The 21,423-nt window shown below is 70.3% G+C and carries 19 protein-coding genes, 4 tRNA genes and 2 pseudogenes; 21 read left to right on the top strand and 4 right to left on the bottom strand.

The window, feature by feature from the left end; all coding sequences use genetic code 11:
• The 21 genes and pseudogenes from sdhA (at position 1) to H4F98_RS02335 (ending at position 19,443) form a co-directional block, all read left to right on the top strand.
• Complete coding sequence (sdhA, locus tag H4F98_RS02435; protein WP_182685069.1) at positions 1-1,791, top strand: succinate dehydrogenase flavoprotein subunit; 1,791 nt, start codon at positions 1-3, stop codon at positions 1,789-1,791.
• A 116-nt stretch (positions 1,792-1,907) separates the two neighbouring features.
• On the top strand, positions 1,908-2,693 hold the full coding sequence (locus H4F98_RS02430) for a succinate dehydrogenase iron-sulfur subunit (protein ID WP_182685068.1): 786 nt from the start codon (positions 1,908-1,910) through the stop codon (positions 2,691-2,693).
• 69 nt (positions 2,694-2,762) lie between these two features.
• On the top strand, positions 2,763-3,185 hold the full coding sequence (locus H4F98_RS02425; RefSeq protein ID WP_182685067.1) for an MAPEG family protein: 423 nt from the start codon (positions 2,763-2,765) through the stop codon (positions 3,183-3,185).
• Between the two features lie 3 nt (positions 3,186-3,188).
• Complete coding sequence (locus tag H4F98_RS02420) at positions 3,189-3,455, top strand: FAD assembly factor SdhE (RefSeq protein ID WP_182685066.1); 267 nt, start codon at positions 3,189-3,191, stop codon at positions 3,453-3,455.
• Between the two features lie 19 nt (positions 3,456-3,474).
• The gene (locus tag H4F98_RS02415) at positions 3,475-3,852 is read left to right on the top strand and encodes a hypothetical protein (protein ID WP_246372758.1); all 378 of its coding nucleotides are present in this window, start codon (positions 3,475-3,477) and stop codon (positions 3,850-3,852) included.
• 6 nt (positions 3,853-3,858) lie between these two features.
• On the top strand, positions 3,859-5,106 hold the full coding sequence (locus H4F98_RS02410) for a lipoprotein-releasing ABC transporter permease subunit (protein ID WP_182685064.1): 1,248 nt from the start codon (positions 3,859-3,861) through the stop codon (positions 5,104-5,106).
• Positions 5,099-5,824: a lipoprotein-releasing ABC transporter ATP-binding protein LolD gene (gene lolD, locus H4F98_RS02405; protein ID WP_182685063.1), complete on the top strand. Its 726-nt coding sequence runs from the start codon at positions 5,099-5,101 to the stop codon at positions 5,822-5,824. The genes H4F98_RS02410 and lolD overlap by 8 nt, the downstream gene beginning before the upstream one ends.
• A gap of 2 nt (positions 5,825-5,826) precedes the next feature.
• A pseudogene (locus tag H4F98_RS02400) lies at positions 5,827-8,359 on the top strand (DNA internalization-related competence protein ComEC/Rec2); the annotation flags it as partial.
• The gene (locus H4F98_RS02395) at positions 8,253-8,915 is read left to right on the top strand and encodes a MotA/TolQ/ExbB proton channel family protein (RefSeq protein ID WP_182685061.1); all 663 of its coding nucleotides are present in this window, start codon (positions 8,253-8,255) and stop codon (positions 8,913-8,915) included. The pseudogene H4F98_RS02400 and the gene H4F98_RS02395, both read left to right, overlap by 107 nt.
• 5 nt (positions 8,916-8,920) lie before the next feature.
• Positions 8,921-9,367 carry an ExbD/TolR family protein gene (locus H4F98_RS02390; RefSeq protein ID WP_182685060.1) on the top strand — a complete coding sequence of 149 codons (447 nt, stop codon included), beginning with the start codon at positions 8,921-8,923 and terminating at the stop codon, positions 9,365-9,367.
• Positions 9,364-11,112, top strand: a complete 1,749-nt coding sequence (gene msbA / locus H4F98_RS02385; RefSeq protein WP_182685059.1) for a lipid A export permease/ATP-binding protein MsbA — start codon at positions 9,364-9,366, stop codon at positions 11,110-11,112. Before H4F98_RS02390 ends, msbA begins: the two co-directional genes overlap by 4 nt.
• Positions 11,109-12,146, top strand: coding sequence for a tetraacyldisaccharide 4'-kinase (gene lpxK, locus H4F98_RS02380; RefSeq protein ID WP_182685058.1), 1,038 nt, complete (start codon positions 11,109-11,111; stop codon positions 12,144-12,146). The genes msbA and lpxK overlap by 4 nt, the downstream gene beginning before the upstream one ends.
• Positions 12,133-12,912: a 3-deoxy-manno-octulosonate cytidylyltransferase gene (gene kdsB / locus H4F98_RS02375; RefSeq protein ID WP_182685057.1), complete on the top strand. Its 780-nt coding sequence runs from the start codon at positions 12,133-12,135 to the stop codon at positions 12,910-12,912. Before lpxK ends, kdsB begins: the two co-directional genes overlap by 14 nt.
• Before the next feature lie 4 nt (positions 12,913-12,916).
• On the top strand, positions 12,917-13,393 hold the full coding sequence (locus H4F98_RS02370) for an arsenate reductase/protein-tyrosine-phosphatase family protein (protein WP_182685215.1): 477 nt from the start codon (positions 12,917-12,919) through the stop codon (positions 13,391-13,393).
• Between the two features lie 155 nt (positions 13,394-13,548).
• Positions 13,549-15,396: an excinuclease ABC subunit UvrC gene (gene uvrC / locus H4F98_RS02365; RefSeq protein WP_182685056.1), complete on the top strand. Its 1,848-nt coding sequence runs from the start codon at positions 13,549-13,551 to the stop codon at positions 15,394-15,396.
• A gap of 22 nt (positions 15,397-15,418) precedes the next feature.
• Positions 15,419-15,985, top strand: coding sequence for a CDP-diacylglycerol--glycerol-3-phosphate 3-phosphatidyltransferase (gene pgsA, locus H4F98_RS02360; protein ID WP_182685055.1), 567 nt, complete (start codon positions 15,419-15,421; stop codon positions 15,983-15,985).
• A gap of 49 nt (positions 15,986-16,034) precedes the next feature.
• Positions 16,035-16,110 (top strand) — tRNA-Gly (locus H4F98_RS02355).
• 123 nt (positions 16,111-16,233) lie between these two features.
• Positions 16,234-16,307 (top strand) — tRNA-Cys (locus H4F98_RS02350).
• A gap of 98 nt (positions 16,308-16,405) precedes the next feature.
• A tRNA-Leu gene (locus tag H4F98_RS02345) sits at positions 16,406-16,492 on the top strand.
• Positions 16,493-16,550: 58 nt separating this feature from the next.
• A pseudogene (locus tag H4F98_RS02340) lies at positions 16,551-17,771 on the top strand (lytic murein transglycosylase); the annotation flags it as partial.
• Between the two features lie 49 nt (positions 17,772-17,820).
• Positions 17,821-19,443 carry an FMN-binding glutamate synthase family protein gene (locus tag H4F98_RS02335; RefSeq protein WP_182685053.1) on the top strand — a complete coding sequence of 541 codons (1,623 nt, stop codon included), beginning with the start codon at positions 17,821-17,823 and terminating at the stop codon, positions 19,441-19,443.
• A 22-nt stretch (positions 19,444-19,465) separates the two neighbouring features.
• Here H4F98_RS02335 and arsC read toward each other — a convergent pair whose 3' ends face one another.
• The 4 genes from arsC to H4F98_RS02315 form a co-directional block, all read right to left on the bottom strand.
• On the bottom strand, positions 19,466-19,819 hold the full coding sequence (gene arsC / locus H4F98_RS02330) for an arsenate reductase (glutaredoxin) (RefSeq protein WP_182685052.1): 354 nt from the start codon (positions 19,817-19,819) through the stop codon (positions 19,466-19,468).
• A gap of 85 nt (positions 19,820-19,904) precedes the next feature.
• Positions 19,905-19,979: transfer RNA gene (locus H4F98_RS02325), tRNA-Val, on the bottom strand.
• Between the two features lie 128 nt (positions 19,980-20,107).
• Positions 20,108-20,368 carry an acyl-CoA-binding protein gene (locus tag H4F98_RS02320; RefSeq protein ID WP_182685051.1) on the bottom strand — a complete coding sequence of 87 codons (261 nt, stop codon included), beginning with the start codon at positions 20,366-20,368 and terminating at the stop codon, positions 20,108-20,110.
• A 95-nt stretch (positions 20,369-20,463) separates the two neighbouring features.
• Positions 20,464-21,414, bottom strand: a complete 951-nt coding sequence (locus tag H4F98_RS02315; RefSeq protein WP_182685050.1) for a restriction endonuclease — start codon at positions 21,412-21,414, stop codon at positions 20,464-20,466.
• Positions 21,415-21,423 lie beyond the last annotated feature (9 nt).

Below are 21,423 nucleotides of genomic sequence, written 5' to 3'. Positions count from 1 at the left end.
ATGCCTGCCTACAAGATCCATGAACACAGCTTCGACATGGTGGTCGTCGGCGCCGGCGGCGCCGGCCTGCGCGCCACCTTCGGCCTGGCCCAGAAGGGGCTGAAGACCGCCTGCATCACCAAAGTGTTCCCGACCCGCTCGCACACGGTCGCCGCCCAGGGTGGCGTCGCCGCGGCGCTGGCGAACATGGGCGAGGACGACTGGCGCTACCACTACTTCGACACCATCAAGGGCTCGGACTGGCTGGGCGACCAGGACGCCATCGAATACATGTGCAAGGAGGCGATCCCGGCGATCGTCGAGTTGGAGCACTACGGCGTGCCGTTCTCGCGCACCGACGACGGCCGCATCTACCAGCGACCGTTCGGCGGCATGACGACCCGCTACGGCGAGGGCCCGCCGGCGCAGCGCACCTGTGCCGCGGCCGACCGCACCGGCCATGCCATCCTGCACACCCTGTACCAGCAGTCGCTGGCGCACGACGCGCAGTTCTTCATCGAATACTTCGCGCTGGACCTGATCATGGACGCCGACGGCAGCTGCCGTGGCGTGCTCGCGCTCGACCTGTCCACCGGCGAGCTGCACCTGTTCAAGGCCCAGGGCACGGTGCTGGCGACCGGCGGCTACGGCCGCGCCTACTTCTCGGCGACCTCCGCCCACACCTGCACCGGCGATGGCGGCGGCATGGTGCTGCGCGCGGGCCTGTCGCTGCAGGACATGGAGTTCGTGCAGTTCCACCCGACCGGCATCTACGGTGCGGGCTGCCTGATCACCGAGGGCGTCCGTGGCGAAGGCGGCATCCTGCGCAACAGCAACGGCGAACGCTTCATGGAGCGCTACGCGCCCAGCGTCAAGGACCTGGCCCCGCGCGACATGGTCAGCCGCTCGATGACCATCGAGATCCGCGAGGGGCGCGGCGTCGGCGAGCACAAGGACCACATCCTGCTCGACCTCACCCACCTCGGGCCCGAGGTCATCCACGAGAAGCTGCCGGGCATCGCGGAATCCGCGCGCATCTTCGCCGGCGTCGACGTCGAGAAGGAGCCGATCCCGGTCATCCCGACGGTCCACTACAACATGGGCGGCATCCCGACCAACTACCACGGCGAAGTCGTTCAGTTGAAGAACGGCAACCCCGACGAAGTCGTGCCGGGCCTGTATGCGATCGGCGAGGCCGCCTGCGTCTCGGTCCACGGCGCCAACCGCCTGGGTTCCAACTCGCTGCTCGACCTGGTGGTCTTCGGCCGCGCGGTCGCCAATCGCGCCGCCGAGACGGTCAAGGCCGACGGCGCGCAGGCGCGCCTGGCCGGCGATGCCTGCGACGAGGCGATCGCACGCCTGGACAAGCTGCGCAACGCGAACGGCGACACGCCCACCGCGGTCATCCGCGACAAGATGCAGCGCACCATGCAGGCCGACGCCGCGGTGTTCCGCACCGGCGAGACCCTGGCCGATGGCGTTCGCAAGATCCGCGAGATCCATGCCTCGTTCGCCGACGTCAAGGTCAGCGACCGCTCGCTGGTCTGGAACTCCGACCTGGTGGAGACCTACGAACTGTCGAACCTGCTGGGGCAGGCGCTGGCGACCATCGTCTCGGCGGAGAACCGCACCGAGTCGCGCGGCGCCCACGCCCGCGAGGACTTCCCCGAGCGCGACGACGCCCAGTGGCAGAAGCACACCCTGTGCTCGGTGGCCGAGGACGGCACCACCCACATCGACTACCGCCCCGTGCACATGTACACGCTCACGGACGACGTGGAAGTGGTGCCGCCGAAGAAGCGCGTCTATTGATGCTTGTGAATAGAGAATCGAGAATCGGGAATCGCAAGCGCCGGAATGCCGGTTCGCGAGTGATGCCGGCTTCCTCCGATTCCCGATTCCCCTTTCCCTATTCCCGAACCTAGGCCATGGCTGAATTCACTCTCCCCAAGAACTCGCAGATCCAGAAGGGCCGGCATTTCGCGGCCGCGTCGGGCGCGGGCAACGTCCGCACGTTCAAGGTCTACCGCTGGAACCCCGACGACGGGATGAACCCACGGGTGGACACGTACGACGTGGACCTGTCGAGCTGCGGCCCGATGGTCCTGGACGCGTTGATCAAGATCAAGAACGAGATCGATCCGACGCTGACCTTCCGCCGCTCCTGCCGCGAGGGCATCTGCGGTTCGTGCGCGATGAACATCGACGGCACCAACACGCTGGCCTGCACGAAGGCCATCAGCGACTGCGGCAAGGCCGAGGTGCCGATCTACCCGCTGCCGCACATGGAAGTCGTCAAGGACCTGGTCCCGGACCTGACCCACTTCTACGCGCAATACGCGTCCATCAAGCCCTGGATCCGCACGCAGAGCCCGGCGCCGTCCGATCGCGAGCGCCTGCAGTCGCCGCAGGACCGCAAGAAGCTCGACGGCCTGTACGAGTGCATCCTGTGCGCCTGCTGCTCGACCAGTTGCCCGAGCTACTGGTGGAACGGCGACCGCTACCTGGGGCCGGCGATCCTGCTGCAGGCGTACCGCTGGATCGTCGACTCCCGCGACGAGGACACCGGCGCGCGCCTGGACGACCTGGAGGATCCGTTCAAGCTGTATCGCTGCCACACGATCATGAACTGCGCGCGTACCTGCCCCAAGGGCCTGAACCCGGCGCAGGCGATCGGCGAGATCAAGAAGCTGATGCTGGCCCGCCGCGTCTGACCGGCGTGGCATAACCGGGTGGGAGCGGGCGCAAACGCTCCCTGACCGCCCGCCGAGAGGGGAACGGGGATGGACGAGCGTTCGATCTGGCTGCCCGCGCTGGCGATGGCGGGACTCACCTTCCTGGTCTGGTGGCGCATGTTCTTCATGCGCGTCGGGCAGATGAAGCGCGAGCGCATCCACCCGCAGAAGGTCGCGACCTCCTCGCAGGCGCAGTCGCTGCTGACCGATAGCCGCGCCGCCGACAATTTCCGCAACCTGTTCGAGCTGCCGGTGCTGTTCTACCTGGCCCTGGTGGTGGCCGACCGCGTCGGGATGGTCGATGGCGTCGTGCTGGCACTGGCCTGGGCATTCGTCGCGCTGCGGGTCGCGCACAGCGCGATCCAGGTGAGCTACAACAAGGTCATGCACCGCTTCGCGGCCTACGTCGCCGGCGGCGCGGCGCTGTGGTTGCTGTGGGCCTACCTGGCCCTCGGCCTGCTGCGGGGCTGAAGCATGGCGGGTACCGGCGACGCGGCCGACGACGCCGAGCTGCGGCGGCTGCGCTGGCGCTGCCGGCGCGGCATGCGCGAACTCGACCGCCTGTTCGAGCGGTACCTGGACACGCAATGGCGCAAAAGTCCTACCGCCGAGCGCGCGGTTTTCCTGCGCCTGCTCGACACCGAGGACGATAAGCTCTGGCACTGGTTCATGGGCCACGAGACCGCTCCCGATGCCTCGCTCCAGGCGCTTGTCGACCGGATTCGCACCCTGCCGCCTTGAATGGCGGCCTTCGAGCTGGATGTGCGTTGCCCTGCTGGTGGCGACGACCCTGTCGGCACTGGCCTGCCTGGGATCGGGCCTGCCGCCGCGCGCGTCCTGGCCCATCGCCGTCGCCGCCCTGGCTTATGGGCTGCACCAGGCGCATCGCGAGTGGGGGCGACCGCCACTGGACATCGTCCTGGCCGCGGAGGGCGTACGCATCGACGGGGCGCCCGTGGACGGCTTCGAGGTCGTCTGGCGCGGCCCCCTGGTCGTGGCGAGCTGGCGCGGGGAGGGCGGACGTCCCCGGCGCCGCGCGTGGCTGCCCGACACCTTGCCCGCCGCCGACCGACGTGAACTCCGGCTGGCATTGATCCGGGTCGCACCTGCCCGGAATCCCGGATCGATGGCACCATAGGCCGCTATGTTCAAACCCATCCCCGTGGCCATTGGCCTGCGCTACCTTCGCGCGAAACGCCGGAACGGCTTCATCTCGTTCATCTCCTTCGCATCCCTGGCCGGCATCGCACTGGGCGTGATGACGCTGATCACCGCCCTGGCGGTCATGAGCGGCTTCCAGCGCGAGATCCGCGACCGCATGCTGCAGATGGTCGCCCACGCCACCGTCAGCGCCTATGGCGAGCCGCTCGAGGACTGGCCGCGCGCCGTCGACATGGCGCTCGCCGACCCGCGCGTGGCCGGCGCCGCGCCCTACGTCGAGAAAGAGGCGCTGGTCTCCGGCACGCGCAACCAGCCGGCGATGATCCGGGGCATCGTCCCCGAGCGCGAGGCGACCACGTCGGTGCTCGCCGAGAAGATGGTCATGGGAAGACTGGATTCGCTCGCGCCGGGCAAGTTCAACATCGTGCTGGGCAAGGAGCTCGCGCTCTGGCTGGGCGTGGGGGTGGGCGACAGCGTCATCGTGACCACTTCGAATTTCCGCAGCACGCCGATGGGCGCGGTGGCCCAGCAGAAGCGCTTCACCGTCAGCGGCCTGTTCGAGGCCGGATACCAGGAGTTCGACAAGGGCCTGGCGGTGGTGAACATGTCCGACCTGCAGCGGGTGCTGCGGATGGGCGATGGCGTCACCGGCGTGCGCCTGCGCCTGAACGACATGGACCAGTCCTGGGACGTCGCCCGCGACCTCGCGCTCGGCCTTGGCGGGCCATACCGGGTCAGCGACTGGGCGAGCGAGAACGCCAACATGTTCCATGCCCTGAAGATGGAGAAGACGCTGATCGGCATCCTGTTGTCGCTGATCATCGCGATGGGCGCCTTCAACCTGGTGTCCTCGCAGGTGATGCTGGTGACAGACAAGCAGGCCGACATCGCCATCCTGCGCACCCTGGGCCTGTCGCCGGGCGGCGTGATGCGGGTGTTCATGGTGCAGGGTTCGGTGATCGGCGTGGTCGGCACGGTCATCGGGGTCGTCGGCGGCATCGCGCTGACGCTGAGCCTGGAGCACATCCTGCGATTCATCGAGGAGGTCTTCGGGGTGAGCCTGCTGCCGTCCGCCGACGTGTACTACATCACCGGCCTGCCCACCGACCTGCAGGTGCACGACATCGTGATGATCGCCTGCACCGCGCTGGCGATGGCCTTCATCGCCACCCTGTACCCGGCCTGGCGCGCGTCGCGCACGGCGCCCGCGGAGGCCCTGCGCTATGAATGACATCCGGCCCACCCACGCCGCGGACGAGACACCGGTCATCGAGTGCCGGGCCCTGGGCAAGACCTATGCCGAGGGCGGCCTGCACACGCCGGTGTTCGACGGCCTCGACCTGACCGTGCGCCAGCGCGAGACGGTGGCGATCCTGGGCGCTTCGGGCGCGGGCAAGAGCACCTTGCTGCACCTGCTCGGCGGCCTGGACGTGCCCACGGCGGGCGAGGTGCTGGTCGCCGGCCACCGCATGAACGGCCTGTCGGATGCCGAGCGCGGCCGCCTGAGGAACCGGGCGCTGGGCTTCGTCTACCAGTTCCACCACCTGCTGCCGGAGTTCACCGCGCGCGAGAACGTGATGATGCCCGTCCTGCTGGGTGGCGCGGAGGTCGCCGAAGCCGACCGTCGGGCGACCGCGTTGCTGGAAGCGGTGGGCCTGGGCCACCGCCTGGGCCACAAGCCCGGTGAGCTGTCGGGCGGTGAACGCCAGCGCGCCGCGGTGGCGCGGGCGCTGGTCAACAACCCGGGTTGCGTGCTCGGCGACGAACCGACCGGCAACCTGGACGAAAAGACCGCCTCCACGGTGTTCGAGCTGATGCTGACGCTCAATCGCGAGCAGGGCACGAGCCTGGTGATGGTGACCCACGACCGGCGCCTCGCACGGCGCCTGGACCGCGTGCTGGAACTGCACGAAGGCAAGCTCAGGGAGCTTTCACCCGACGAGGTCTGAGGATGATCCCAGCGGCACGGACGCCGCCCGATGCGCCCACCCCATCCCATGCGGGGCCGCCCCTGGTCGGCCCGGCCGTCGCCACCTGCGTGCTCGCGGGGTGCCTGGCCGCGCTCTGGCTGCCGCGTTTCCCGCCCCTGTGGGTGGGCCTGCCGGCTTTGCTGGCTGGTGCGGGCCTACTGCTGGCGACGCCCCGCCTGCGGCTCCCCGCGGGCGTGTTGCTGGGCCTGGGCCTGGCCGCACTTCACGCCCAGCATGCCTTGTCACTGCAGTTGCCGCCGCGGCTCGAGAAGACGACGGCAAGCGTGACCGGACGCATCGCCGGGCTGCCGATCCACGAGGCCGGGCGGACCCGCTTCGAGTTCCGCGTCGACGATGCGCCGCCGGCGCCGGCGGTCCTGCGTGGGCGTCTGGTGCGCGCGAGCCTGCGCGATCCCGCGCTCGATGCGCGGATGCGCTACCGCGCCGGACAGCGCTGGCGGCTGGACCTGCGCCTGCGGGCGCCCCGCGGCCTGCGCAACCCCGGCGGCTTCGATGGCGAACGTTCGGCACTGGCCGCGCGCCTGGCCGCGCAGGGGCATGTCGTGGCACCGGCTGGCGCGCTCATGCTGTCGCCGGCGAGCGGCATCGATGCCTGGCGCGAGAGCATGTCCGCGCGGATCGGGGAGGGCGTGGAGGCGCCATCCTCGCGGTTCGTGCGCGCGCTTGCCCTGGGCGACACGCGGGGCCTGGACGACAGCGACTGGGCGCTGTTGCGCGCGGTCGGCCTGACCCACCTGGTCGCCATCTCCGGTTTTCATGTCGGCCTCGTGGCGGGCTTCGCCGCCCTGCTCGCGCAGGCCCTGTGGTGGTGCTTCCCGGGGCTCAGCCGGCGCCTGCCCAGGCCCCTGGCCGCCGCCCTGGCGGGCGTGATCGGGGCCGGCCTGTACGCCGCCGTCGCCGGGTTCGCCCTGCCGACGGTACGCACCGTACTGATGATCGCGGCGGTGGCCACGATGCGGCTGGGGCGGCGCCGGGTCGACATGCCGGGCGCCCTCGCGGTGGCCGCGCTGGTGATGCTGCTGCTCGATCCGCTGTCGGTCCTGTCGGCCGGCTTCTGGCTCAGTTTCATGGGAGTGGCCTGGCTGCTGTGGTGCCTGCCGGACCCCGAGCGACGCCCGCTGCGCGCCTTCCTGTCGGCGCAGGCGGTCGCCACCCTGGGCCTGCTCCCGCTCAGCGTGGCCCTGTTCGGCCAGGCCTCGCTGGCCGGTCCGGTCGCCAACCTGGTGGCCGTGCCCTGGTGGAGCCTGGTCGTGGTGCCGCTGGCGCTGGCCGGCACTGCGCTCGACAGCCTGTTCGCGGGCGCAGGGACCGGCCTGTGGCGGCTGTCGGCGCTCTGCTTCGACCTCGCCTGGCCGTTGTTCGAACGCCTGGGACATAGCCCGCTCGCCGTTCGCTGGATTCCCGAATCCGATGCCTGGGCGCTCCTGCTGGCCCTGTTGGGGGCCTTCTGGTTGCTGCTGCCGCGCGCCGTGCCGGGCCGGGCGCTTGCGCTGCTGCTGTGGCTGCCGCTGCTGTGGCCGGCACGGCAGCTGCCCGGCTACGGCGAGGCGGAGCTGCAGGTGCTCGACGTCGGCCAGGGCCTGGCGGTGCTGGTGCGGACCGCGCGCCACCAGATGCTCTACGACGCCGGGCCGGCCAGCCGGGACGGGGAGTACGACGCGGGCGCGCGCGTGGTGGTCCCGGCGCTGCGGGCGCTGGGGGTGGGGCGGCTCGACCGGATCATGCTCAGCCATGCCGACCGCGACCACGCCGGGGGCCTGGAGGCGGTCGTCGAGGCCTTCCCGGGCGCCGCGCTGGTCGCGCCGGACGGCGCGGGCGTCGGCGCGCAACGGCCGTGCGTCTCGGGAGACCGCTGGCAGTGGGACGGGGTCCGCTTCGAGGTCCTGCACCCGACGCCGTACTTTCCCTACCTGCGCAACGAATCCAGTTGCGTCCTGCGCATCGAGGCGGCAGGCGCCACGGCGCTGTTCACCGGGGACATCAGCGAGGTGGTCGAGACGCGCCTGCTGAACCTGCGCCGCACGGACCTCCGCGCCGACGTGGTGCTGGTGCCGCACCATGGCAGCGGTTCGTCGTCGAGCGCGTCGTTCATCGCCGCCACGGGCGCCCGCCACGCGCTGGTATCCAGCGGCCACGGCAACCGCTTCGGGCATCCCAGGCCGGCGGTGGTGTCGCGTTGGCGGGCGGCGGGCGCCGAGGTCCACGACACGGCCCGGGCCGGCAGCCTCGCGGTGCGCCTGGCACCGGGCGGCGCCACGGTGGAATCGAGACGCGTGGCACAGCCGCGGGGGTGGGATGCGGAGTCCCGCGGGCGCGCGGCTTCGGAGGCGCGGTGACTGGGCTATCCTATCGGCCGGATGTTCACGGCGCAGGCCGGAGGTTTCGCGTGCTCGAATTGGTCAAGGCCGGCGGTTGGCCGATGATCCCGCTGTTGTTGTTGTCGCTGGTGGCCCTGGCGATCATCGTCGAACGTGCCTGGACGCTGCGCCGCGCCGCGGTGCTCCCGCCCGGCCTGGGCAAGGAAGTGCGCGCCTGGGCCGGTCGCGGCAAGCTCGATCCGGCCCACATCGAATCGCTGCGCCGCACCTCGCCGCTGGGCGAATTGCTGGCCGCCGCGCTCGACGTGCGCAACCGCCCGCGCGACCAGGTCCGCGAACGCATCGAGGACGTCGGGCGCCACCTGGTGCACCGCATGGAGCGTTTCCTGAACACGCTGGGCACGATCGCCGCGGCGGGGCCCCTGCTGGGCCTGTTCGGCACCGTCGTGGGCATGATCCAGATGTTCCTGGTGATCGGCGACCAGGGCATCGGCGACGTCAACCAGCTCGCCGGCGGCATCGGCAAGGCCCTGGTCTGCACGGCGACGGGCATGATCGTGGCGATCCCCGCGCTGATGATGCACCGCTGGTTCCGCGGCCGGATCGGCGAATACATCGTGACCATGGAACACGAGGCGATCCAGTTGCTCGACACCCTGGAACCGGCCGGGCGCCCGGCGCCGGGCCCGGCGCCGGCCACGCGCAAGGCGCCGGCCAGGGCAGGGGCCTGACGCGCATGCGCATCCAGGACCATCGCGCCTTCGACGAGCCCGAGATCAACCTCGTGCCGTTGATCGACGTGATCCTCGTGCTGATCATCTTCTTCGTGGTCACCACGACCTTCGACGCGCGTTCGGTGCTCAAGCTGCAGTTGCCGCAGGCGACCGGCGAGGCCAACGATGCCAGCCAGTCGCTGAGCGTGCTGGTCAACGCCGATGGTCGTTACTTCGTCGACGACCGCGAGGTGCTGCGCGACGACCTCGAATCGTTGAAGTCGACGCTGGCCGAGGTCGCCGGCGACGATCGCGACCGTCCGGTGCTCCTGCGCGCCGACGCGCGCACGCCCCACCAGGCGGTCGTGACCGCCTACGACGCGCTGGGCCAGCTCGGCTTCAAACGGGTGATGATCGCCACCGCGCCGCAGGCCGCGACGCCGGCCACCGCCGCCGGGACGCCTCCATGACGAAGCCCGACAGGGCCTGGGACATCTACCGGCGGCTGCTCGCCTTCGCGAAGCCCTATCGGCCGCTCCTGCTGGTCGCCCTGGTCGGCATGGTGGTGGAAGCCGCCGCGGGCGGCGCCTTCACCAAGCTGATGGAACCAGTGGTCAACGAGACCTTCATTCGCGAGGACTCCGGCCTGCGCAGCTGGCTGCCGCTGATCATCGTCGGCCTGTTCGTGCTGCGCGGGATCGCCGGCTACGTCAGCGACATGGGCATGGCCCATGCCGGCCGCGGGATTTCCCGCGACCTGCGGGTGAAGGTGCTCGACAAATACCTGCGCCTGCCGGGGGCGCGCTTCGACAGCGAGCCGGTGCCCTCGATGCTCGTGCGCCTGGGCTCGGACAGCGACCAGGTCGCGCAGGCCGCGGTCGATGCCATGAAGGTCATGCTGCAGCAGTCCTTCCAGGTCATCGCCAGCCTGATCGTCATGCTGTGGACCAGCTGGCAGGTGACCATCGCCATCCTGATCATGGCGCCGCCGCTGGCCTGGGTGATGGACCGGGTCGGCAAGCGCTACCGCAAGATCAGCCATCGCATCCAGGAGAGCGGCAGCCAGCTGATGCAGTCCGCCGACCAGGCCCTGTCCAACCAGCAGGAAGTGAAGGTGTACGGTGCGCAGGAGGTCGAGATGCAGCGTTATGCCGCGCAGGCCGACCACCACCGCCGCCTCAGCGTCAAGGTCGAATCCACGCGCAGCCTCTCCTCGGCGATGGTGCAGCTGATGGGCTCGGTGGGGCTGGCCCTGCTGCTGTTCTTCGCCGGTCGCGAAGCCGCGGCAGGTCGCCTCAGTGCGGGTGGCTTCGTGGCCTTGATGATCGCGATGATGGCGATCATCCCGGCGCTGCGGCAGCTCACCAACGTGCAGAACATGCTGCAGCGCGGCGTCGCCTCGGCCGAGCGCCTGTTCAATGTGCTCGATGCCGAGGACGAGCCCGATTCCGGCACCCGGCCGCTCGACCGGGCCCGCGGCGTGATCGAGTTCGACGGCGTGACCGCCCGCTACCCCGGCCAGGAGACGCCGGCCCTGGCCGACGTCAGCTTCACCGCGAGACCCGGCACGGTCACCGCGATCGTCGGTCGCTCGGGCAGCGGCAAGACCAGCCTGATCAAGCTGATCCCCCGCTTCTACGAGCCCGAAGCCGGGCAGATCCGGCTCGATGGCCACCCGCTCGACGAGTACAGGCTGAGCGATCTGCGCCGCAACATCGCGCTGGTCGGCCAGCAGGTGATGCTGTTCGACGGCAGCGTCGCCGCCAACATCGCCTACGGCGAGCTGCGCGGACGCTCGCCGGAGGCCCTGGCGTCGGCGATCCGCGGCGCGAACGCGATGGAGTTCGTCGAGAAGCTGCCCGAGGGCGCGCAGACCGGCATCGGCAGCAAGGGCGGCAAGCTCTCCGGCGGCCAGCGGCAGCGCCTGGCGATCGCAAGGGCGATGCTCAAGGATGCGCCGATCCTGATCCTCGACGAGGCCACCGCGGCGCTGGATGCGGAATCCGAACGCCTGGTCCAGGACGCGCTCGAGCACCTGATGCCCAACCGCACGACCCTGGTGATCGCGCACCGCCTCGCCACCATCGAGCATGCCGACCAGGTATTGGTCATGGACGAAGGCCGCATCGTCGAGCGGGGCACTCACGCCGGGTTGATCGCCGCCGACGGACTGTATGCACACCTCCATCGAATGCAGTTCCGCGAGGCGACATGACCGGACGCACGCAGCGGGCGCGGGGACAGGCGCCGCGCTACTGGTACGACGGCGCGCCCGCGCCCCTGTTCGCCAAACTCGTCTCGGGCCTCTATGCCGGCGTCACCGGCGCGCGGCGCTGGCTGTACCGCAAGGGCTGGCTGCGTTCGCGCCATCCCGGCGTGCCGGTGGTGGTGGTCGGCAACATCACCGCGGGGGGATCGGGCAAGACCCCGCTGACGATCGCCATCGTCGAGCGCCTGCGCCAGCAGGGCTACACGCCGGGCGTCGCCAGTCGCGGCCATGGCCGCGAGGACGAGGCCACGCCGCTGTGGGTCGACGCGCGGACCGATCCGGCGCGCGCAGGCGACGAGCCGGTGCTGATCGCCGCCCACACCGGCGTGCGCCTTCGCGTCGACCGCGACCGCCATGCCGCCGCGCGGGCCCTGGCCGAGGCCGGCTGCGATGTCGTCGTCTGCGACGACGGACTCCAGCACTACGGCCTGGCCCGCGACATCGAGATCGAGGTCATCGACGGCCAGCGCCGCTACGGCAATGGTCGCCTGCTGCCGGCCGGCCCGCTGCGCGAGCCGGTCGAGCGCGGGCGCCGCTGCGATTTCCGCATCGCCAACGTGCCCGAGGGCAACGGCGAGGGCGCGCGTGCCGGCTTCGGCGAGTGGCCGATGCGCCTGATGGCCGACAAGGCGCTGCCCCTGGTCGGTGGCCGGCCCTGCGGCCTGGAGGCCTTCGCCGGTCACCGGGTCCACGCGGTCGCCGGCATCGGCAATCCCGAGCGCTTCTTCGCGATGCTGCGCCAGCGCGACATCGCCGTGGTCCCGCATGCCTTTCCGGACCACCACGACTACAGCGAAGCCGACCTGGAGTTCGGCAGTCCGTTGCCGGTCCTGATGACCGAGAAGGACGCGGTGAAATGCCGCGACTTCCTGGCGCCCAGCCATTTCAGCGTGCCGGTGCGCGCGGAACTGCCGGAGGCCTTCTGGGTCGCCTTCATCGCGCGCCTGCAGGCGCTGGGGAGCCCTGATGAGTCGAACTGAACCTGGTTTCGTCGTCGCCATACCCGCTCGCCACGATGCGTCCCGGCTGCCCGGCAAGCCCCTGCGCCTGCTCGGCGGGGAGCCGCTGGTGCTGCACGTGGCGCGCCGCGCGCTCGCCGCCGGCGCGCGCGAGGTCTGGGTCGCCGCCGACGATGAGCGCATCGCACGCGCGCTCGAGGGCGCCGGCGTGCGCGTGGCGATGACCTCGCGCGCGCATGCATCGGGCACCGACCGGCTGGCCGAATGCGCGGCCATCGCCGGCTGGGACGACGCCACGGTGGTGGTCAACCTGCAGGGCGACGAGCCCTTCGCGCCGGCGACGGGCATCCGCGCCGTCGCCGCCCTCGTCGGCGAGAGCGGGGCGGACATGGCGACCCTGGCCACCGCGGTGGAGGACGTCGACACGCTGTTCGACCCCAATGCGGTGAAGGTCGTGCGCGCCGCCAACGGCGATGCGCTGTACTTCAGCCGGGCGCCGATGCCCTGGCCCCGCGATGCGTTCCAGCGCGACCGCGACCGCTTGCCCGAAGGCGGCCACTGGCTCCGCCACATCGGCATCTACGGATACCGCGTCGGTTTCCTGAAGCGGTTCGCGGCGATGCCGCCCGGGCGCCTGGAGCAGATCGAGGCGCTGGAGCAGTTGCGCGTCCTGGAGGCGGGCTGCCGCATCGCCGTCGCCCTGGCGCCGGAGGCTTTCCCGCCCGGCGTCGACACCCCCGACGACCTCGCGCGCGCCGAGGCCCGGCTGGCCGCGTCGCATGGCTGAGCCGATCCGCCTGCTCGTCGTCTGCCTGGGCAACATCTGCCGCTCGCCGATGGCCGAGGGCGTGTTGCGTGCGCGCATCGAGGCCTCGCCGCTGGCGGGGCAGGTCGAGATCGACTCCGCCGGTACCGGCGACTGGCACGTCGGCCAGCCGCCCGATCGCCGCGCGGTGGCCAAGGCGCGCGAGCACGGCGTCGACATCGGCGACCTGCGGGCACGCCAGTTCGCCGTCGACGACCACCACGACTTCGACTGGTTGCTGTGCGCCGACCGCGCCAACCTGCGCGACGTGCGCCGGCTCGCGCCGGCCGACGGCGCGCGCGCCGGTAGCGGGCTGCTGCTGGAATGGGCGGGGCTGGCGGACGACCCCGAGATTCCCGATCCCTACACGGGCGGTGAAGCGCAGTTCGAGCATGTGTTCCGCCTGCTCGATGCCGCCGCCGCGGGCGTGCTGGCCCGCCTGCAGCGCGAATACCGCCGCTGAGGGCGTGACGTGGTGCCGGCGCCGCGCACGGGGGGCTTGCCCTTGGCGCTCGCGGACCCAATCCTTGGGCGGATGCCCGCCATGATCCGCCCCGTTCCACCTCGCACCGCGCCTGCGCCGATCGATGTCGGCGCGCGCGGGCAGGGGCATGGCCGATGAGCGCGCCGCCGCCCTTCGACGGCAAGGCCTTCGTCAGCGGCCTGAGTACCGCGCCCGGTGTCTACCGCATGATCGCCGCCGACGACAGCGTGCTGTACGTGGGCAAGGCCGGCGCCCTGCGCAAGCGGGTCGCCAGCTATTTCAACGCCTCGCCGAAGTCCGCGCGGATCATGTCCATGCTCTCGCAGGTCGCGCGCATGGAGGTCACGGTGACGCGCACCGAGGCCGAGGCGCTGATCCTCGAGAACCAGCTGATCAAGTCGCTCAAGCCGCGCTACAACGTGCTGCTGCGCGACGACAAGAGTTACCCCTACGTGCTGATGACCCAGGAGGCCTGGCCGCGCATCGCGATGCACCGGGGCCCGCGCACCCAGCCCGGCCGCTATTTCGGCCCGTACCCCAGCGTGGGCGCGGTGCGCGAGACGCTCAACCTGATGCACAAGCTGTTCCGCCTGCGCAGTTGCGAGGACAGCGTGTTCCGCAACCGTTCCCGGCCCTGTCTCCAGTACCAGATCGGTCGCTGCAGCGCCCCGTGCGTGGAGCGGGTGTCCGCCGGCGAATACCGGGAGAGCCTGCGCCGCGCGACGATGCTGCTGGAAGGGCGCAGCGACGAGCTGACCGGCGAGCTCGGGACGGCCATGGAGGCGGCCAGCGAGCGCCTGGACTTCGAGGAGGCCGCGCGCCTGCGCGACCTGATCGCGTCGATCCGCACCCTGCAGGCACGCCAGTACGTGGACGGCCGCGCCGCGGACCTCGACGTGTTGGCCGTGGCCATGCAGGGGGCCGCGGCCTGCGTGCTGCTGCTCGCCTTCCGCGACGGCCGCAACCTCGGTACGCGCGCGTTCTTCCCCCGCACCAACGGCAGCGAGAGCCCGGACGAGGTGTTGGCCGCGTTCGTGTCGCAGTACTACGGCGAGCAGCGGCCGCCGTCGGAGATCGTCCTCGACCGCGACATTCCCGACCGCGAGCTGATCGAGCAGGCGCTCTCCGCGGTGGATGCGCGCCGGGTGCAGATCCGCAGCCGCGTGCGCGGCGAGCGCGCGGGTTACCTCGACCTGGCGCGCCGCAACGCGGCCCTGGCGCTGGCGACCGAACGCACCAGCCACGCCGCCCAGAAGGCCCGGGCCGAGGCGCTGCAGGCGCTGCTCGGGCTTGAGGAGCCGGCATCGCGCATCGAGTGCTTCGACATCAGCCACACCATGGGCGAGGCCACGGTGGCCTCGTGCGTGGTCTTCGACGCGGAAGGCCCGGTGCGTGCCCAGTACCGGCGCTACAACATCGCCGGGATCGAGCCCGGCGACGATTACGCGGCCATGCACCAGGCCATCGAACGGCGCTTCCGCCGGGCCATGGACGAGGCGGGCGTGTTGCCCGAGGTGCTGCTGATCGATGGCGGCGCGGGGCAGGTGGCCCAGGCCCGCGAGGCCCTGGCCGAGCTCGGCGTCCAGGGCGTGCTGCTGGTCGGCGTGGCCAAGGGCCCGGCCCGGCGTCCCGGCGACGAGGAGCTGCTGCTGCCCGACGGCCGAAGCGTGCGCCCGGGCGCGGAGTCGCCGGCCCTGCAACTGGTCCAGCAGGTGCGCGACGAAGCACACCGCTTCGCGATCACCGGCCATCGCGGCAAGCGCCAGAAGGTGCGCAACACCAGTCGCCTGGAGGACATCCCCGGCATCGGACCGCGACGGCGCGCCAGCCTGCTCAGGCACTTCGGCGGCCTGGGCGGCCTGAAGGCCGCGGGGGTGGAGGAAATCGCCCGCGTGGAGGGCATCAATGTTTCACTCGCGGAGCGTATCTATGCCACCCTGCATGGGTTGGATGCCCCCGGCGCCCAGAACACCCCCACCTGACGCGGTCCACGCGGAGTAATCGATGAAGTTGACGGTGCCCACCATGCTCACCCTGCTGCGGATCCTGTTGATCCCGGTACTCGTGCTGGTGTTCTACCTGCCGTTCAAGTGGACCAATTTCGCCGCCGCGTTCATCTTTGCCATGGCCTCGATCACCGACTGGCTGGATGGCTGGATCGCGCGCGCCTACAACCAGCATTCAGCTTTCGGCGCCTTCCTGGACCCGGTGGCCGACAAGCTCATGGTGGCCATCGCGCTGATGCTCACCGTGCAGGCCCACCCGACGATCTGGATGACCTTGTGGGCGGCGGTGATCATCGGGCGCGAGATCGCGGTGTCCGCGCTGCGCGAGTGGATGGCCGAGGTCGGCGAGCGCTCCAAGGTCAAGGTCGCCACGGTCGGCAAGATCAAGACCATCGTGCAGATGGTCGCGCTGGTCTGCCTGCTGTACCAGGAGCCTTTCGTCGGGCTGCCGGTGTTCGTGATCGGCGAGTGGCTGTTGGCCGCGGCGGCCCTGCTGACGCTGTGGTCGGGCCTGGCGTACCTGCGTGCGGCATGGCCGACCCTGAGCGCGGATACGAAAATCTGAAAAAAGCAGTTGACACTTTCGTGGCGATGCCTAAAATGGCGGCTCCTCAGCGGGAATAGCTCAGTTGGTAGAGCACGACCTTGCCAAGGTCGGGGTCGCGAGTTCGAGTCTCGTTTCCCGCTCCAGTTTCAGGAAGGGGCAACCCTTTTGACAAAGCCCCCTCTGCGGGGTTTTGTTTTTTCCGGAAGACGAAAGCGCAATGCAGCGCGCAAACGCCCGCAAAGGCGTTAAGCTTCCGGACAGTCACCGGCCGGGTGGCAGAGTGGTTATGCAGCGGATTGCAAATCCGTGTACGCCGGTTCGATTCCGACCTCGGCCTCCAGACAGACGGGACGCTCCCATGGGCGTCCCGTTTTGTTTTCCGGCCCCGGCGCATCGCCACGGACATGTGGCGTAAGCTACGCGCCGACACGTCGTGCCGCCCGGATGGCGAAACAGGTAGACGCAGCGGACTTAAAATCCGCCGGGGGCAACCCCTTGCCGGTTCGAACCCGGCTCCGGGCACCAGGTCGGGCCTTCGCTTCCGGGCTGGCACCGCGCGCGGGTCGCGCGTTAGGCTGGTCGCATGCGCACTCCATCACGAAATTTCGCTGCAACCGCCTTCGCTGCCGCCCTCTCGTTCGGCGCGCCGGTCGCCGCCGCCGACTTCGACCGATGCGTCGACGGCCTGCGTGGCAAGGCCTTGTCCGAGGGCATCGATGCGAGCGTGTTCGACGCCAACGTCGCCACCGTGACGCCCGACCCAAGCCTGCTCGAACTGCTGGACCGGCAGCCGGAATTCAGCACGCCGATCTGGGACTACATGGCCGGCCTCGTCGACGAGGAGCGCGTGGAGGAGGGCAAGGCCATGCTCGCCACCCACGCCGCGACCCTGGCGCGCGTGGAGGACGTCTATGGCGTCGATCCGGCGACCGTGGTCGCGGTCTGGGGCGTGGAGAGCAACTACGGACAGGTGTTCGGCAAGCGCCCCTTGCTGACCTCGCTGACCACGCTGTCGTGCATGGGGCGTCGGCAGGCCTTCTTCCGCGGCGAACTGATCGAGACGCTGCGCATCGTGCAGTCCGGCGACGTCGCACCCGACAAGCTCGTCGGTTCCTGGGCCGGTGCGTTCGGCCACACCCAGTTCATGCCCTCGACGTACCGGCGCATCGCGGTGGACTTCGACGGCGACGGCCGTCGCGACCTGGTCGGCAGCGTGCCCGATGCACTGGCCTCGACGGCGAACTACCTCAAGCGTTCGGGCTGGCGCAGCGGCCAGCCGTGGGGGTTCGAGGTGCGCCTGCCGGAAGGCTTCGACGTCTCGGGCGCCGGGCGAAAGAACCGGCATCCGCTGGCATACTGGCAGGGACGCGGCGTGCGCCGTATCGACGGCGTGGAAATCGCCTTGCCGGCGCAGACACCGACCGCGCTGTTGCTCCCTGCGGGTGAGGCGGGACCGGCGTTCCTGGTGTTCAAGAACTTCGATGCGATCTATTCCTACAACGCGGCCGAAAGCTATGCGCTGGCGATCGCGCACCTGTCCGACCGCCTGCGCGGCCGGGGCGGGTTCACGACGCCCTGGCCGACGCCCGACCCGGGGCTTTCGCGCCGCGAGCGTCGCGAGCTGCAGGAACTGCTGCTCGCGAGGGGGCACGACATCGGCGAGGTCGACGGGATGATTGGTTCGGCCACCCGCGCGGCGATCAAGCTCGAGCAGGCGCGGTTGGGCCTGCCGGTCGACGGCCGTGGCGGCCTTCGCATCCTCGAGGCCCTGCGCGCCGACACCACGCCGACGCCTTCGCCGGCACAGTAGGCACACCCGCGATCCGATCCGCCCGCGCCCACCCGGAGCCCGCATGTCCCGCTATTCCGCCTATGCCCTCAGCCTGCTGTTGACCGCCCTGTCGATCGGCCTGCTCGCCGTGGACCCGAAGTGGGCCTGGGGCGTGGCGATCTTCGGCCTGGTCGCGGGCCTGGGCACCTGGGACCTGCTGCAGAAGACCAGCACGCTGCGCCGCAACTACCCGGTCCTCGCGCATTTCCGCTACGGGCTCGAATCGATCGGTCCGGAGATGCGCCAGTACTTCATCGAGGCCGACACCGCCGAGGTGCCATTCTCGCGCCAGCAGCGCGCGCTCGTGTACCAGCGCGCCAAGTCGGTCAGCGACGTGCGTCCCTTCGGCAGCCTGCAGGACATCTACGCGCTCGACTACGAATGGATCAACCATTCGATGAACCCGATCGAGCACGGCTCGCACGACTTCCGCGTGCTGGTGGGCGAGGGCACCGCGCACCCTTACTCGGCGAGTGTGTTCAACATCTCGGCGATGAGCTTCGGCTCGCTGTCGGCCAACGCCATCCGCGCCCTCAACGAGGGCGCGCGCTTGGGCGGCTTCTACCACGACACCGGCGAAGGCTCGATCTCACGCTACCACCGCGAACCGGGCGGCGACCTGGTGTGGGAAATCGGCTCGGGCTACTTCGGCTGCCGTAACCCGGACGGCAGCTTCAGCGAGGAGCGCTTCGTCGAGAACGCGCGCACCGACCAGGTCAAGATGATCGAGATCAAGCTGTCGCAGGGCGCCAAGCCCGGCCATGGCGGCATGCTGCCGGGCGCCAAGGTGACCGCCGAGATCGCCGCGGCACGGGGCGTGCAGGTCGGCGAGGACTGCATCTCGCCCGCCCGCCACAGTGCCTTCTCGACGCCCCGGGAGCTGCTGGACTTCGTCGCGCGCCTGCGCGAGCTGTCGGGCGGCAAGCCGACCGGGTTCAAGCTCGCGGTGGGCCATCCCTGGGAGTGGTTCGGCATCGCGAAGGCCATGCGCGAAACCGGGATCCTCCCGGACTTCATCGTGGTCGACGGCGCCGAGGGCGGCACCGGCGCGGCACCCGCCGAGTTCATCGATCATGTCGGCCTGCCGATGCACGAGGCCCTGATGCTGGTCCACAACACCCTGGTGGGCCTGGAGCTGCGCGACAAGGTCCGCGTCGCCGCCGCCGGGCGCATCACCAGTGCATTCGACCTGGCCAGGACCCTGGCCATGGGCGCGGACTGGTGCAACGCCGGGCGCGGCTTCATGTTCGCCCTGGGTTGCATCCAGGCGCAGAGCTGCCACAACGATCGCTGTCCCACCGGCGTCGCCACGCAGGATCCGTCGCGGTGGCGCCACCTGGACGTCGCCGACAAGGCGGTGCGCGTGGCGGGGTTCCAGCAGAACACGCTCAAGGCGCTGCGCGACCTGTTGTGCGCGGCGGGTCTTTCCGAACCCGGACAGGTCGGACCCGAACACATCCTGCGGCGCGTGTCGCCGACCGAAGTGCGCTCGCTCGCCGCGCTCCATCGTTTCCTGGCACCCGGCGAGCTCCTGCACGGCGTGCCCGACCATGCGGTGTTCCAGGATTTCTGGGCCGATGCCAGCAGCGAGGCCTTCACCGCGCCCGCCAAGGTCGAGGCGATGCGGCGCAGCAAGTCGCACTGAGGCCGGCGCGCCCGGCGCCCGCTCAGTCGAGCAGTTCGAGCACCCGCTCCGGCGGACGGCCGACCACGGCGCGCTGGCCACGCACGAAGATGGGCCGTTCGATCAGTTTCGGGTGCGAATGCATCGCCGCGAGCAGGCGCGCGTCGTCGACGCCAGGATCGTCCAGGCCGAGGGCCTTGTACGCCTCTTCGCCCGTGCGAAGCAGGTTGCGCGGCGCCATGCCGAGCGCCTGCAGCAGCGCCTGCAGTTCCTCGATGCTGGGCGGCGCATCGAGATAGGCGACGATCTCGGGTTCGATGCCGCGCGCCTGCAACAGGGCGAGCGCCGCGCGCGACTTCGAGCAGCGCGGGTTGTGGAAGTAGCGACACTCGTCCATGCAGGCTCCTGGGATGTGCGGGCCGATGCCAGGCCCTGGCCGGCGCAACAAAAAAGGCCGGCGATGGGCCGGCCTTTCGGGGTGTTGGTGGGCGGTGCAGGGATCGAACCTGCGACCCTTGCCGTGTGAAGGCAATGCTCTACCGCTGAGCTAACCGCCCGTGCCTGGCGCTATTGGAAGCCGCTGGCGTGGGCCGCGCAGTTTACTGGTCGCGCAAGCGGCAGGCAAGGGGTTTCGTGCGACGGATTCATGATCGGCGGGCCCGTGCGAAGCGCGGCCGGGTGCCGCTCAGCCCTGCTGCAGGCGCACGACCAGGTCGACGTAGCGCTGGCGGGCCTCGTTGCGCGGCGTGCCGGCCAGTTCGGCCCAGGCCTTGTATTTGGCGGTGCCGACGAAATCGAAGAAGCCCGGTTCGGGACCGCTGACGTCGCCTTCGCTGCCCTGTTTGTACAGCGCATAGAGCTGCAGCAGGGTGGAATTGTCGGGGCGAACGGGCAGCGCGTGGACATCGCGTGCCGCCTGCGCGAAAGCGCTTTCCAGATCCGTCATCGGGCGGGTGCCGCGGTTGGGTTCGGCCGAATCACACCACGCGGCCGGCGGGGGGTCAACACGCGCGTTGGGCGCGTTGGTGCCCCCTGGTCATGTCAGTACTGGTGGCACTGCATGAAGCGGACCGACTGCGTGCCGCCGTCCAGTGGCTGCAACTGCACCCGCGATGCCCGCAGGTCGGGATACTCGCCCAGGATGTCGCAGATGGGGCGGACGAACTCGGGACCGTCCACCGCGCCTTCGGCCATGCCGACGAGCAGGGTCGAGCGCGTGCTCCAAGCGGCCCGCTGGACATCGGGCAGGGCATTGATGCGCGAGACGATCTGCTCGCGCTGCGAGGCCTCGTCGCCCGCTGCCGGGCTCGCGGGCGGCGGTGGCGACGGCGAGGCCGCGTTGTCGGGTTCCGTTTGCTGCACAGGCGCGGGGGCGGGCGGCGTCTCCGCGTCGCCGCTCGCTGCAGTGGGAGCGGGCGGCGGCTGAACCGGCGCCTCGCCGGGCGCCAGCATGAACGCCGCGCCCACGCCCAGGAGCACGGCGAGCAGCCAGGCCAGGCCGATCTCCAGGAGTGTCCGGCGGCGTGCATGGTGGGCCACGGACTGGTGCAGGCCATTGGGCAGCAGGTGTTCGACCAGGGCCCAGACGGCCCTGCCGTCGAGCAGTTCCAGGCCATGGCTGTTGCGTCGTGCGTCGGCCTGGACGTGGCCCAGCGTGGCGATGATGCCGCCGCCGGCGCCATGGAAATTGACCGAGCCGGCCAGGCTGTCCACCTGCGCGGCGTCGATCCGGTATTTCACGCCCTGCTTGCACGACAGCAACCACGTCCTGCCGTCGCGGATCAGCCGCACGTCGGATTTCTGCCCGCTCTGCGGGCTGGTCTGCTGGGGATCGGTCTCGAATCCCTGCGCATGCAGCGCTTCGACCACGAAGTTGGAGAACTCGCGCCAGCGCATGCCCGCCAGCGTGACCAGGCCCTGGCGGGTTTCGTGCTGCTTGCGGCGGACATGCCAGCAATAGAGGGTCAGTGCAGCGCCAAGCGTGAGCGTCACGCCCAGTGT

The sequence above is a fragment of the Marilutibacter spongiae genome, from assembly GCF_014145325.1.
GTDB classification, from domain to species: domain Bacteria; phylum Pseudomonadota; class Gammaproteobacteria; order Xanthomonadales; family Xanthomonadaceae; genus Marilutibacter; species Marilutibacter spongiae.
Note: the sequence above shows the minus strand (reverse complement) of the source record. Positions and strands in the feature narration are given on the sequence as shown.